At 35.8% G+C, this 13,950-nt stretch carries 11 protein-coding genes; 1 reads left to right on the forward strand and 10 read right to left on the reverse strand.

The window, feature by feature from the left end:
* Window positions 1-131 precede the first annotated feature (131 nt).
* The 7 genes from ACMZ42_RS18900 to ACMZ42_RS18930 all read right to left on the reverse strand — a co-directional run bounded on the left by ACMZ42_RS18900 (window position 132) and on the right by ACMZ42_RS18930 (window position 9,418).
* Window positions 132-3,341 carry an AAA family ATPase gene (locus ACMZ42_RS18900; protein ID WP_415732376.1) on the reverse strand — a complete coding sequence of 1,070 codons (3,210 nt, stop codon included), beginning with the start codon at window positions 3,339-3,341 and terminating at the stop codon, window positions 132-134.
* On the reverse strand, window positions 3,338-4,018 hold the full coding sequence (locus ACMZ42_RS18905; RefSeq protein ID WP_370080363.1) for a hypothetical protein: 681 nt from the start codon (window positions 4,016-4,018) through the stop codon (window positions 3,338-3,340). Before ACMZ42_RS18905 ends, ACMZ42_RS18900 begins: the two co-directional genes overlap by 4 nt.
* Entirely contained in the window at window positions 3,960-5,390 is a 1,431-nt protein-coding gene (locus ACMZ42_RS18910; protein ID WP_415732377.1) for a hypothetical protein, read from the reverse strand. Before ACMZ42_RS18910 ends, ACMZ42_RS18905 begins: the two co-directional genes overlap by 59 nt.
* Window positions 5,369-6,607: a DUF2399 domain-containing protein gene (locus tag ACMZ42_RS18915; RefSeq protein ID WP_415732378.1), complete on the reverse strand. Its 1,239-nt coding sequence runs from the start codon at window positions 6,605-6,607 to the stop codon at window positions 5,369-5,371. The genes ACMZ42_RS18910 and ACMZ42_RS18915 overlap by 22 nt, the downstream gene beginning before the upstream one ends.
* A gap of 156 nt (window positions 6,608-6,763) precedes the next feature.
* Window positions 6,764-7,390 (reverse strand): 50S ribosomal protein L25/general stress protein Ctc, encoded by a 627-nt coding sequence (locus tag ACMZ42_RS18920; RefSeq protein ID WP_402871209.1) that lies wholly within the window; start codon window positions 7,388-7,390, stop codon window positions 6,764-6,766.
* A gap of 262 nt (window positions 7,391-7,652) precedes the next feature.
* On the reverse strand, window positions 7,653-8,570 hold the full coding sequence (locus tag ACMZ42_RS18925; RefSeq protein WP_415732379.1) for an S-layer homology domain-containing protein: 918 nt from the start codon (window positions 8,568-8,570) through the stop codon (window positions 7,653-7,655).
* Between the two features lie 143 nt (window positions 8,571-8,713).
* Complete coding sequence (locus tag ACMZ42_RS18930; RefSeq protein WP_415732380.1) at window positions 8,714-9,418, reverse strand: YjjG family noncanonical pyrimidine nucleotidase; 705 nt, start codon at window positions 9,416-9,418, stop codon at window positions 8,714-8,716.
* Between the two features lie 267 nt (window positions 9,419-9,685).
* Between ACMZ42_RS18930 and yfkAB the strand changes: the two genes are divergently transcribed.
* The gene (yfkAB, locus tag ACMZ42_RS18935) at window positions 9,686-10,798 is read left to right on the forward strand and encodes a radical SAM/CxCxxxxC motif protein YfkAB (RefSeq protein ID WP_415732381.1); all 1,113 of its coding nucleotides are present in this window, start codon (window positions 9,686-9,688) and stop codon (window positions 10,796-10,798) included.
* Window positions 10,799-11,036: 238 nt separating this feature from the next.
* Here the strand turns inward: yfkAB and ACMZ42_RS18940 are convergent, their stop codons facing one another.
* The 3 genes from ACMZ42_RS18940 to ACMZ42_RS18950 all read right to left on the reverse strand — a co-directional run bounded on the left by ACMZ42_RS18940 (window position 11,037) and on the right by ACMZ42_RS18950 (window position 13,863).
* Window positions 11,037-12,008, reverse strand: a complete 972-nt coding sequence (locus ACMZ42_RS18940) for an Rpn family recombination-promoting nuclease/putative transposase (protein ID WP_415732382.1) — start codon at window positions 12,006-12,008, stop codon at window positions 11,037-11,039.
* A 363-nt stretch (window positions 12,009-12,371) separates the two neighbouring features.
* A complete protein-coding gene (locus tag ACMZ42_RS18945) occupies window positions 12,372-13,364 on the reverse strand; it encodes an LLM class flavin-dependent oxidoreductase (protein ID WP_415732383.1) in 993 nt (330 codons plus the stop codon).
* 73 nt (window positions 13,365-13,437) lie between these two features.
* The gene (locus ACMZ42_RS18950) at window positions 13,438-13,863 is read right to left on the reverse strand and encodes a hypothetical protein (RefSeq protein WP_415732384.1); all 426 of its coding nucleotides are present in this window, start codon (window positions 13,861-13,863) and stop codon (window positions 13,438-13,440) included.
* Window positions 13,864-13,950 lie beyond the last annotated feature (87 nt).

Raw genomic sequence — 13,950 nt, forward strand, 5'->3', positions numbered from 1 at the left:
TATGAATTACTTTTTCTAAGCAATGAAAAATCCCCTTTAAGTAGAATGATAACTACAGATTACAGTAACATTTTCTACTTAAGGGGATACTATCAAAATGGCTCTTATTACATATATTCTCAGGTTCTTATCTAATGCGGGAGCAATCGAATCGTTTTTGTACGACTAATCGGTACTGCTGAATCGTGCTCGACGACAACAACTGTTGAAAATTTATTATAATAATGGTCATCGTGAGCCTTAGGAGATAAAATAATAAGCTTTCGTTGTAATTCGTTTACATATAAATCAAACACTTTTTCTTTCCGTTCTTCATCTAAAGCACTATCAAATTCATCTAGGACGATGAAGCTTGGTGAAGTATTTAAATTTTGTAACAAGGCAAGTGCAAATAATAATGAGCTTAATGACTCTTCTCCGCCTGACACACCTTTTCCAAGCTTACCATGTCTGGCCTTTGTACCAACATCTTCCAAACGACCACTATGTCCAATTTTTCGTGCTTTAATATACAATTTAAAAATTGTACGACCTTTTTTATCTTCAAAACGTTCATATTCAATTTTTCCTTCAAATTGGAATTCATCCATATATTTTGAAAATAAATTATTAATTTTAAGGACATTCATATTAATGGTTGTTTCAAGACGATTCTCATTTTCTAATGCTCGATTTCTGTGGATTTCTAAGTATTCCTGTGTCTGATCTACTGTCTCTTTTTTTAGGTTAAAGTCATCTTTTACTGCAATATAATTACGCTCTGCCTCTGGATTTACATCTTCTACTCGTGCATTTTCAAAGTTGATACGGGCCGTAGTATTATCATTTTTCAACTTTGTCACAGTGTTATTTAATACTAGAGCCTCTTCTTGTACTTCAGCAAAAATATCTGGAATAATTGTTGCTAGCTCTTCCAAACGAAGCTGTTCTTGTAAAATGGAGGCTTCTGCCACTTCAAATTCTTCCTGATATTTGACAAGCAGCTTCTTCGTACCTTGCACTTCATTTTCCGCATCCGTTAAATCACGCTCTAGCGATCGAATATCACTTTCCTTCTGTCTACAAACATCATGAAGTTTATAGCTCTCATCCTTTAATTGATTAAGTTTGCTATTCGTCTCATCAATAGTACTATTCATGTCTTTTAACTTTGATTTCGTTTCTGCAAGCTGTTCTTGAACTTTCTTTAAAACTCCAAGTTGCTCATAAATATCTAGCTCGGTTTTTAGCTTTTCTAATTCAAATTGGATAGCTATTTTTTTCTCTTGCTCGTTTTGTAGTGCTGTTGTCTTCTGTATTTCTAGTTTCTGAAGCGTTGCAAACTGTTCGTCTAGCTTTGTTTTGTATTGTAGCTTATGATGCTTAAATTCAGCATCTATAACACTTGCTTCTGCCTTCTGTACATCCTTTATAATGCTATTTAACATTTGCAAGTTAATTTGGTCTTCTTTAAATTGTGTTGTCGCTTCTGATAACTGTGTTTCAAGCTGTGTTCTTAATTGACGCATTGTGTGTAACTGCTCTGTCAACATTTTATCATTTAAAATAACCGTATTTTTTTCTTGCGTACCTCGATAGCCGTGCTCGTCCACTAATAATTCACCTTGGATTTTTTTTGGCACTTGGATCTCGAAAAATTGCTGCGCCCACCATAATGCTTTTACCGCAAAATTTTGTTCTTTTTCCGATATCCCTTGTCGAATAACTAGTTTTTGCGCTGGTAAACTAGTTGTAAAACGTTCTGGTACAATGGAACGTAACGACACATGATACAAATCATTAAACGCTACTTTCTCTTTTGCATCATAAAAAATGGTGTATTTAATTGAATTTAAACGATTTTCATGCTCTATTGTGGCACCTTCAGCTAACGTAACTAAATCTCGGAATGTATAAGCTGAGATGTCTCGTTGCTTGAATTGTTGTAAGCCCGCTAATTGACGAGTTGAATATATTTGATTGTTTTCACGTTGTGTAATTTCAATTGTTGTATTTTCCAGTTTCTGCTCTAAGGAAACTTTTTTCTTATAATAATTTTGAATCCGCTCTTCAAGATGTGTAATTTTTTGTTGTACTTGGTGGGCACTCGTATGCTCTGCTAGAAGTGCGATTGCTTCCTGTTCCTCTTTTTCAATTTTCTCTAGCTCCCATTTAAGGGTTAATCGATTTTCATTCAGCTCATCCTTTTGCATAACCAAATTTGTTAATTGCTGCTGTAATTGTTTATATTGCTGTTCAATAATAACTAGTTCTTGCTGTGCACCATTGAATTTTGCTTTTGTTACATCCTCTGTAAATCGAAGCTGTTTACGCTGTTCTTCTGTATGAACGAGTTGATTCTTTAATTCATGCTCAGTCACAATTAAGGTCTCTCGTTTCTTGGAAAACTGTTCAAGCAATGTTGATTTTGATCGCTTTTCCTCATCCATTTGCAGCTGCTTTTTACTCAAATCTTGTAATAAGAGTTTTGCTTTTTCGATTTGTTTCTTTATTATTCCAATCTTTTCTTCTATATCTATTTGAATGTCTGATTGCTTTTTCTGTTTCTCTACAAGTTCTTGCTTTTGATTGTTGTATAATTGTACAAGTGACATGGTATTAAGGATATGCGCTTTTCCTGCTTCATATAGACGAGCCTTGTTATTTTTCAAACGATCAAATTCTTCTTTTGCTAATTTCAGATTAAATTCAGCCTGCTTAACGACTGTTTTTGCAGCTACAAGTTCTTGTTCTAGCTCTTTAACACCTTCAATAGCCGTTTCCCACGACTGCTGGATTTCAGTAATATTATGCATTTCACTAAATCGACGAAAACGCTCTTCTGGTGCCATAACTGCAAACTGATTTACTTCTTGTTGATACCAAATCAAATAAAATAAATCTGAGTCAATTTTGTATTTAAACTGTAAATCTTCTTTATATGTTGTAAAATTACGTTGGTTTACATCACCTGAACGATAAATATCACTGACAGTCAAAGTATCCTCTGTTTCTCCTGTTAGGACATGATATTCACGCTGCAATGCGCCCCGATTTGCTTCCTGCTCAATCATTAAACGAAACGAAACAAAAGGTGCTGCGTCAATTTGAGAAGGCCCTTCATTTTTAAAGGTTAGCTCTACCATTGCTTTCCATCTTTGATGACTTGGCAAATTATTTGAGCGCAAGCCCTCTAAATCAATTTTTGACGAATATAATACCGCTCCCATACAAAAGGATATAGTCGATTTTCCTGTGCCATTTGGACCCGTGATTAGGATATGATCATTAGCTTGACCAAATAAAATGCGCGTTGGCTTATAGTCACGTATACCACTGAACTGCAGACGATAGGGAATCATAGTGCATCCTCCCGAATATATAGATTATAGCGTTTGAAAAATTTCAATACTTCTTCTTTATTTAGTTGAGTAGATTGGGCAAATTCAGCTGTTCTTCGTAAAAATGAATCTGAAAACATATGTACACCAATCGCTGTTAACGAGTAAGCTTTTTCATTTTTTGAAATGTCATTTTCTTCTACTGCACCGATTTTTTTCAGTTGGTCGATGTTTTTTAATAATTTAGCACTTGCATTTAACAGCTCATGTCCGAAATCTGTTAATATTTGCTGTACTAATGTATATTCATGATTTAGCACTTCCTGCTGATAAAACATATACAGTAAAATGGCCAGTGCCTCTTTGCTTAATGTCGACTTTGCATCCTTAGCAGAAACTCGCATCATCACGATCACGCGCGTTCTTTTTTCATCATAAATTACACGAAAGTAGCGATGTACTGCTGCATTTACACGCTCGATAAAAGAATAGAAAGCATTGTCATCATTTTTTATGTTTAATAGCTTTTCTAAATCCTTACGCCGTAAACCATAATTGCTGCCTAGGACACTTGCAGAGGATGAAAATAATAACTGCATGAATGCTAGCTCTTCCTCCGCCGATAAGTAGGCGCGTAAATTACTCATTGTCGCGAGTTGTGCGTTTATATTGTTGTAATGTAAATCGTCTGTCGTCATCTTCTACCCACTCCCATCGTTTATCGAATTGTTTTGTATCCGATACTTCTTTCATATTCACCTTTTGTTTACTCGTTAAAGCTGATACAGCTAAAAGTGATCGAATTGCGTCTCCCCATTCATCAGAGCTGGATTCAATTATTACTTCCTCTAGCTCACTTTCGCCATGTACGTCTAAATAGTGTTCGATTACATCCGTATTAATAACCGCCTTCGTCATTTGCCAAGCTGCATCTTCAAACAATTGTTGAACGGATTCACCTTTAACAAACGTTTCTTCAAAGTCGATGTCGATTTCCTCCTCAGTCTCTATTGGATCATTTACTTTTGGCTCATAGTTTTCTAAATAGTGAATAGCTTCATCAATATCTTGTCCACCTATTGGAGCTGCAAATTTAATTGGCATCCAAATACCGTCCAGTTCCTCATCCTTATACTGTGCTTGCTCCATAAAACTAAATAAATCGTACGCATTTGGGATATTTGAATCGATTGGTGGGTTGTACATATTTAATATAAAAGTACGTATCTTTTCTGGTGAAATCGAATCTGAAAGAGGCGTATCCTGCATCGTTACAAAGCGAATATATTTCGTAAGCATTCCTAGACTAAGCGCTGTTCCCTTTGATAAAACCGTTGTCCCACGTTGTACTAGATCACTCATCACTAAGCTCTCTTCTACTGTTTGGAATTGACTAAGTCGTTCTTGCATTTTTATTTCAAGTTCCTGCATTAGCTGATGGATAATTTCAAGCTGTGGTAAAGCATTTCGATCAGCAAAAAATTCTAATTGACGATGTTCCAGTTTTTGAATTGCATCTTCAACATTGTGAATCATAGATGCAATTTTATTGCCACCTGAGATTCCATTATCATCATAAGCTGCACTAAGCTCCGCATCTCGACGTGCTTGGAAGAGTGATCGTCCAATATCATCCTGTAAATAATAGGCTAATGAATCGTTCGCAAGACGAATAAGTGCATCCATCATCCGTTTACCACGGTCTAATAATTTTATTTGACGCGTTTGCTTTGTAAGCCAGCTATTTCGTGCCAAAATGAAAATTATGTGATCAAGCTGCTTAATAGTTGGTGGTGCATCGTCGATATATGTATTGCGATAGCGATAATACAGCATTTCTGTATCTTCAATTACGTCTGCTAAGCCTAAAGATTCTTCATATAAAAGCTGAATCGTATTCAGAAAGCGCAAGATTTCAAGCGGTGACTCATAAATTTGCTGGCTCCCAAGCTCGTTTAATACTCCAGCCAATGAGGCAATATCACGCATTGATGTTTTAAGCTCAGCTGTGTTCGATTCAACATTAAAAATAGAGATAGGTGCACGCTTTACTGTATCCATTTCATCCATTGTTCTACATCTCCTAATTGCTGCTCTTGTTCGTGTTCAGCTACTTCAAGCTCACCAAGTAGCCAATTTTTATAGACTTCAATATCAGAAAAAGTCTGATTATCCCTAGCAATGATTTTATACGGTGTATTAATCATTTGTACTGCATGCATAGCTATTGTTAAGCCTGCACTATCAAAATCTGTCCAAACAATCACAGTTTGAGTGGCGACTATCTGACGAATCAACATTTTATGCGCAGATCTTATTTGACCATCTAAACATAAAATAAATGAATTAGTAATCTGCAAAAAGCTCGTTTCCTTTGCCATTCGTGTTAGAATAGCTCTATTTTCAACAAGCCAAATAATGTTCGCCTCTGTTTTATAAGTATCTTTTAGAATGGCGTCATCGGTTAATGCATGAATAACGCCTTGTTGATAATGGCTAAATGTCCCCGTTAACTCACCTGCAAAAAAGACTGGAGTAATTTTACCTAAACTAATTAATCCGCAATCGCCTGTTTGTACAGAGAAGACACGCTCTAGCTCTTCGATAAATTCCTTTTGCTCACGGTCGAAAACTTTTGAGCCACCAATTTTATCAAAAAGCGTTGCACCTATTTCTTTAAAATCGAACAGTACTCCTTCATTTGCCAATTGGAAAAAGCCGATTGAAAAATGTAAAAAACGCAATCGTTTTTCAATCGACCAATGGGACATTAATTTTGTCGTATGTGCTAATTTTTCAATCGGCATTGATACAAATTCATTTAATTGTTGCACAGCATGTTGAAGTTCTTTTATCGGTAGTATGTTAGCACTTTTTTGCAACTGCAATGCATAATTTTCTAGCCTTTGCGTCTGCTGCTCGTTCTGTGCTTCAAAATAGCACTTTAAACTTGGTCCAATTCGGTAATGGATTGCTTTTGCGGTGCGTCCATCTTGTGCAAAAACAATTTCTTCTATAATCCACCCTTCCTCTATCCAGCTTTGAATTGTAGAAAAATCTTCTGTTAGATTTCGCTTTGCATTTTTTGTGAATTTATAATTTAGAAGCTCTTGTGATGGCTTGGTTTTTGTTAGTTGCCCTACCTTTAAAAACGATACATTGCGATACGTTCGTGCAGTTTGTTTTGCTACCGTATACTGCTTAATTGTATCTGTAATATACTTTGGAGATACTTCAAGGTGTTCCCCATTTTTGACAAAATACGAAGTCAAAAATTGTTCTATCATACTATCACACCCTTTCTCCTCCATTATACAAAACTAGAGTATTGAATGCAGTAAACCTATTTATATAAATAAAATCTAAAAAATCTGTTAAAACACATAATAAAAACTACATCATCCATTAGGCAAATCTGATGGAATGATGTAGCTTTTTTCTTTTTACGATTCCTCTGTATTTTTCCCAGTAGCCTCGATTACTTCAGGGGTTCCATCTACTATGTCCTCCTGCACATTTTCAGCAGCAGGCGGCGTAATCGTCACTAATGTATAATCATCTTCTTGTAAAATTTCAAAGGTAAACTTTTCGCGAATATCTCCTACATAAAGTGATGTCCCGATGGCTACATCAGTCACATCAACCTCTATTGTTTCAGGGATTTCTGTTGGACTTACTTTTATGCGAACTTCACGATTAGGCTGTAATAGGAATCCACCATCTGCAACTCCAATAGCTTTACCAGTAACCGTTACAGGAATATCAACCTCTAGTTCCTCTGCCATATTAATGGACTTGAAATCTACATGCTTAACATTACCCTTTAACGCACAACGTTGTACTTCTGTTAACACTGCGTTGATCTGTTTACCGTCTACATCTAATTGAAAAACATTTTTATTGCCGAATTGAGCTAACATTTTTGCAAATTGTCTGGCATCCAGTGATACTGCTGTTGATTCCATTTGATAGCCATATACAACGCCCGGAATAGCACCGTTTTGTCTAAGTTGAGTTAATGATGATTGACGCCCTTTATCGCGTTTTTTTACAGTTAAAACAGTATTCATCGTATTTTCCCCTTCCATAGAAACTAGTCTCATAAAAGGTTTTGCCCGTTCTATAGATTTTTATACATGAGCACAATGTCTAGCTTCCTCTGACGTTCGCTCCGTTGCTCTAGTTCTTCTATCCGTTCCATTGAAAATATATCTCAACAAAAAAAGCCGAGACGTTGTTACGCTCGGCAAAATTTATCTTTATTCAGTAAGTATTTCTGTGCGAAAGCGAAGCGTCAGCAACGATTACGCCAAGGCGAAATTGATTATATAATTACAATCTTCCAGCTGCGCTTAAAGTCACTGCTAACATTTTTGCAAACTCTCCACGGGTAATAAATTGATTTGGTAATAGATTTGTATTGATATCTAGAGCACCGATTGCATACAAAGTCTCAGTGTGACGCAATGCTTCCCCCTGAAGATAGTAGCTATCCTGATATGGTAAAATCACAAACTCTTCTTCTTGGACAAAATCAACAGCATCTAATGTTCGACCAAGCATTAAAATTGCCTGCTGGCGTGTGATTTTTCCATTTGGATCAAATATAGTTGGCGTTTTTCCGTTTATGATTCCTAACGAATGCAAGGCACCAACATAACCTCCATACCAAGATTTTTTGGCATCAATGTCTTTGAATTGTTTTGTTTGTACTTGTTGGAAGCTGAATGCACGAGTTAATAATGCACTAACTTGAGCACGTGTTAACGAATCATTAACACCAAAATTATCAGCTGTTTTGCCTTGAACTATACCCCTATTCGATAAAGTAGTAATATACGAACTATACGATGATCTCCCTATATCACGAAAATAATTAGGCGGTGAATTATCAAATTTTAATTCTGCATTATTATGAATAGTGGCAATGACTCGGTCATTTAAATCTCGATAAGCAACCGGCTCCAATACGCCTTTTTTAGCAACTTGTTTTAAGACCCCATCCTGACCATTTTTAAAAATTTCCACTTCTAATGGCTGACGGTTATTGACAATATTTGCTTTAATACTAAAAATATCTCCTTTTTCTGATGCATTAATTGTAGCACCATATGCAGAGTACACCGTCATATTTGGCGTTTTCATATGTACATAACTGGTTGGCTCTTGATAGGCATATGCCTGCATTGGAATGGCCAATGATACGCCTAACAATCCAACCAATACACCCTTTGAAATTTTTCCCTTCATCTTATTTCTCCCTTCTTTTCATCTACAATCACATTGGATTTAACTATTTAAAATATAGTGTTTTCAGAGAATTGTTCTATCCAAAAAACTACACTTCAATTGTTCGAGCTTACGAACAGTTGAAGCGTAGTATAAATATTTACCTAAAATATCGCCACTTTGTTATCTAACAACAAGTGTAAATCATGAAGCTTTTTAATTTCATATTGTGGTTGAATATCGCTTGTATTTTCTATATCACGTATATTAAACCAGCATGTATCAATTCCAGCTTGTAGTCCACCTTTAACATCAGATGTTAAGGAATCACCAATAATCAAGGTTTTATCTTTATTTATATGATCGATACGTTCAAAAACATAATCGAAAAAAGCTGGCATTGGCTTTTGATAGCCTGTTTGCTCCGAGACAAAAATGCCTTTGAAAAATTGTGCTAAATTTGCATCCTCAAGTCGTTTATTTTGGGTAATTGTTTTACCATTTGAAACGACATATAACTCATAGTTATCTGCAAGTTGTTCAATTACTTCGTAGGCACCGTCTACATAATGATGTGCCTCTTTCAAATATTTTTGAAAAATCGCCTCAAAATACTCTCCATCTACTTCTACGCCGAATTCCTTTAAAGCAATTGAAAATCGAGTGTTATGTAGTGCTTCTTTAGACACCTCACCACGTTCAAAAGCACGCCACATAGATTCATTAATCTCTTTATAACGAGCAATCATAATTGGAGTTGCTGCAATATTTTCCTGTTTAAATAAACGGGCAAGTGCTGCATTTTCAGCTAAGTCAAAATCTAATAATGTGTCATCCACGTCAAACAATAATGTTTCATACTTAGTCATGTCATTTCCTACTTTCTTTGGTGCTGTATTACCATTTCACTCCTTCTATCATATCGTTTTTTGAGAAAAATAACAGCAAATCTATCTATCACTCTATTTTACGGAATTTTAAGAAATCTTAGATGAAGGTAAGTTATTAAAAATATTTCCTTCATTGAGTAACAAAAATGATCATCTTGCCTAAAAATAGCCCTTTCAATAATTTCATATTTGAAAATAATAGCGAATATGAGACAATAGAATGCTAGAAAGGAAGATGTACGAATTATGACGACTCTACAAAAAATTACGCCTGCCTTTGATCCATGGGAAGCGTATTTAGATGTTGAACAACATGGGCATATGACCCTATCTAATATTGAATTCACAACAACGACTCTTTGTAATATGCGCTGTTCACACTGCGCAGTTGGCTATACATTACAAACTAAAGATCCAGATGCTTTACCAATTGAGCTAATCATAAAGCGTCTCGATGAAATTCCACACCTTAAAACAATCTCAATCACTGGTGGAGAACCGATGATGTCTAAAAAATCCGTTCAAAACTATGTATTGCCTTTATTGAAATATGCGCATGAACGTGGCGTGCGAACACAAATCAACTCCAACTTAACATTGGAACCCGAACGTTATTTACTGATTGCACCGTATTTAGATGTACTACATATTTCACATAACTGGGGTACTATCGATGAATTCGTTGAAACAGGCTTTGCCATGATGGAGCGAAAACCGACTTATGAACAACGTGCAGCTTTGTTCCAACGCATGATTGATAACTCAAAAATGCTAGCAGAACATGGCGTAATGGTATCGGCGGAAACAATGTTAAACAAGAAAACTCTACCGTACTTAGAGCATATCCATAACCAAATCATCAACGAAATGAAATGCGCACGCCACGAGGTACATCCGATGTACCCTTCAGATTTTGCTAGTGCCCTTACGTCTTTATCACTTGAGGAAACTCGTGAGGCGATTCATCATCTACTCGATGTTCGAGATGATAACACTTGGATGCTATTTGGCACGTTACCTTTCTATCCATGCAGCATGAATGAAGAAGATCAAAAGCTTCTAAAACGACTAAGAGAAGAAAAAAACGTGACGATGCGTAATGACCCAGATGGTCGCTCTCGCTTAAATGTCAATATCTTTACAGGTGATGTCATTGTAACAGATTTTGGCGACACACCTGCGCTTGGCAATATTGTGAACGATGAGTTACCAGCGGTTTTCGATAAATGGATGGCAACAGATTTAGCGAAATCATTAAACTGTCACTGTCCAGCAGTAAAATGCTTAGGTCCTAACGTTCTTGTTCAAAATATGTATTATAAAGATACGAAGTTTGTTAGTGGCTCTGCTAGAGTGTAAAAAGAAAAAATGTCCAATGCATACATTTGCATTGGACATTTTTTATAGGTTTTATGTTACTTTTTCCTTAACAATAAATGTTCCGTTAAGTCATGATGTTGGTTGCTTTCCCTTGCCAACAACTATAAGAAAAAGTGATCCTTTATATGTGTGATTTTTCATATCCTTATATAATTAAAGCATACCATTGAAAAGAGTCATTTAAACTTACTAATTTCCTTTTAATGGTTTTCTGTGCTTATTCTTGAGGTGAATTCAAACTTTTTATTCTTTCAATTTCTTCTCTCGATAAGCCTATTAAATCCATTATTTCTTCAATCGGTTCATGACGTTTAAGTAATTTTTTCACTAACTCTATTCGTTCTTGTTTACGACCTTGTTCTAATCCTTGTTCTAATCCTTGTTCTCTTCCCTTATTGATTCCATCAATGTAGCGGGCTTCTTCATCTAGGATATACTTTAAGCGTGACTGGTAAGCAAGAATTGTTTCAGGGGATTGGCTAATTTCTTCCCATGTATCAAATGCTGCACGTAAGTTTTCATCCTTCATCGCTAACCCCTCCAATTCACGATAAATCTCTGCATATACTTTCTTTTTGCGACCATCGACCATACCAAGTAATAACAACCATCGAATTAATATGTCATCAAGAGCATCCAATTTTTCTTCATGCCAAAGAGCAATAAACTTGTTCATTTCTATAAAGTGAATTTCCAGCACATCTTCTTCTGGCATTAGCCTTGATAATGTTCTGTCTTCATACAGATGATAAGTACTATGATAATTTTTGTTGTCTTTAAACATTGTAAAATTGCATATATTAATCGTAATGGTTGGACGTAATTCACTATAGCCCATACCTCTAACTAGTTGTGACTCATACATTTTTGCCCAATAATATAGCGTTCTTTTTGTCATATCTTGCTGATTGGATAGTTGAATTTCCACATTGATAAAGTCACCATTTTGTGTTTTCACAAGAATATCGAGCCGAGATTGTTTATCATCCTGAAATTCACCGCCCAATTCTTGCTGAATGAACGTTACTTCTTTAATAGTATCTCGTCCGGTAAGTTTTAAAATCGCATTCAAAAAGACAATAGTAATTTTTTTATTCTTTTTATTACCGAACAATTGCTTGAAGGCAAAATCAACCTTTAAATCAAAAAACCTTTCTAACGGAATTCTTCGTATTGCTTTTCGATTCATCAGAGATCACCTCTTTTTTATTACTAACATTATAGCATGGACGCACTACTAAACCTCTTTATAACATCAAAACGTATTTTGTTATTTATAAAATCATGAATTTCTTTAAAGACCTACACAAAGTCTTCGAAGGCAAATAAGTTTATATGAAAAAAGCGATGTTTCCGAACTAAACATCGCTTCTTTTATGTTATTTTTCATAAAAACTTCTTATATTTTTACTACCACATGAATTCAACTCGATTTTTCTTGATTATTTGCAGTACTGCCTTTTACAAGATTCATATAGTTTTTTCGCTAGCAAATTAGGAGCTTCTCTTGTTGTTTAGTAGGTTTTACTTAATGCCACTAACACTGTGTGATTCATATTAATTCCTTTGCAATTAGCTTATAAGTATTCATGCGACTTTCTAGTGCGTATTGATTGCAGTTTAGCATTACCTCGTCAAATCCATAATGCTCTTGCTCTGCTACTAAAAATTTAGCAATTTCCTTAGGAGTTCCGACAAGATTGGCTTTTCGATTATTAGCGATTGTCATTTTATCCAACTCCGTAAGTGGAAAATCTTTTGCTTCCTCAGGCGACATCGCTTGAATGATTTGTCCCTTCATGAGATGAAGGCGTGTAATATCAATCGGCTTTGCCAAATATTCCGCTTCCTCTAGTGTATCTGCAACTGTCGCCGCATAAGTAACGATAATTTGTGGCTTCTCCATGTAATAGGAAGGTATAAAGTAATCTCTATACGTATCAAATATATCCTTTGACATGTTGCCAGTGAAAAATTGCGCATATGAATAGCCCACACCTAATCGTCCTGCCTGCATAGCACTTTGACCACTAGACCCAAGTAACCAAGCCTCAGGTAATTGGATATTAACTGGGGCCGCTATCACTTGATCATAGACATCTTCGCCTGTTTTTTGATTATTCATCAGTTTTAAAGTTATTTCGAGCTTATCGTATTGCTCTGTAAAACGTTGTCTTCTTCCCTCTGCTAGTGCATAAATAGAGGCATGGTCACCACCAGGGGCTCTACCGACGCCAAAATCAATACGGTTCGGCGCTAAGCCACTTAATGTTTTAAAAACCTCTGCCAGCTTATATGGAGAATAGTGCATCATCATCACGCCTCCAGTACCGATACGAAGACGTTTTGTTTTCGCTGCTAGGAAAGCAGCTGTAACCTCGGGAGCTGAACTTGCCAGTGAATGGCTATTATGGTGCTCCGCTAACCACATACGATGATAGCCAAGTTCTTCACCTAAGAGCGCTATTTGTTCTGTACGCTGAAAAGCCTCCTCAGCAGTATGATCTTTTGGTATAGGCATTTGATCTAAAATACTTAATCTCATTGAAAACACCCTCTCTGTCTAAGCATTCCTCCTTACTGTAATATAGGAAGTTCTTTTTACAAAGCAAAAGACCTTACTCATAGGCAAGCCGATTTGCATGCCATGTGTCATAAACCATGCCAATAAGCAACCGGTTTTGTTTGGGACTCAATACGACATCATTAAATTTCATTGCATAAATAGAAAATTGCTTTGTTTTTTCATCCACTACGAACTGTAAAATGGCATGTCCTTTTTCATCTTCAAATGTAATATCACCTGATAATTCGACAACATGCTCGCCTGTTTTTGCCTGATAATATCGCCAATATGGTTCGAAAAATGCATAATTAAATGCATTACGCACAGATACTTCTGAAAAATCCCCCAAATACCCTTCTTTTACAGTATCGATATATTCATTATCAGTTATATCTTTTTTGGCATTATATATATATCCGACAAGTAGCCCCATAAACACAACACAAATAAATACTCTTACATGATTCCCTAAACTCAAATGCTATCACGTCCCCTTTACGCAAAAAACATCATCACCTACATAATACATTAAAATATATACACAAAGTAGAATATTTTTGATTTT

The organism is Lysinibacillus sp. NPDC056185 (assembly GCF_047737915.1).
Lineage (GTDB): Bacteria > Bacillota > Bacilli > Bacillales_A > Planococcaceae > Lysinibacillus.

Excerpts from the sequence above, each read along its gene's own strand:
- ACMZ42_RS18930 (WP_415732380.1), bottom strand. The coding sequence starts at position 9,418 with ATGACTAAGTATGAAACATTATTGTTTGACGTGGATGACACATTATTA.
- ACMZ42_RS18915 (WP_415732378.1), bottom strand. The coding sequence starts at position 6,607 with ATGATAGAACAATTTTTGACTTCGTATTTTGTCAAAAATGGGGAACAC.
- ACMZ42_RS18920 (WP_402871209.1), bottom strand. The coding sequence starts at position 7,390 with ATGAATACTGTTTTAACTGTAAAAAAACGCGATAAAGGGCGTCAATCA.
- yfkAB (WP_415732381.1), top strand. The coding sequence starts at position 9,686 with ATGACGACTCTACAAAAAATTACGCCTGCCTTTGATCCATGGGAAGCG.
- ACMZ42_RS18900 (WP_415732376.1), bottom strand. The coding sequence starts at position 3,341 with ATGATTCCCTATCGTCTGCAGTTCAGTGGTATACGTGACTATAAGCCA.
- ACMZ42_RS18925 (WP_415732379.1), bottom strand. The coding sequence starts at position 8,570 with ATGAAGGGAAAAATTTCAAAGGGTGTATTGGTTGGATTGTTAGGCGTA.
- ACMZ42_RS18945 (WP_415732383.1), bottom strand. The coding sequence starts at position 13,364 with ATGAGATTAAGTATTTTAGATCAAATGCCTATACCAAAAGATCATACT.
- ACMZ42_RS18910 (WP_415732377.1), bottom strand. The coding sequence starts at position 5,390 with ATGGATGAAATGGATACAGTAAAGCGTGCACCTATCTCTATTTTTAAT.
- ACMZ42_RS18905 (WP_370080363.1), bottom strand. The coding sequence starts at position 4,018 with ATGACGACAGACGATTTACATTACAACAATATAAACGCACAACTCGCG.
- ACMZ42_RS18940 (WP_415732382.1), bottom strand. The coding sequence starts at position 12,008 with ATGAATCGAAAAGCAATACGAAGAATTCCGTTAGAAAGGTTTTTTGAT.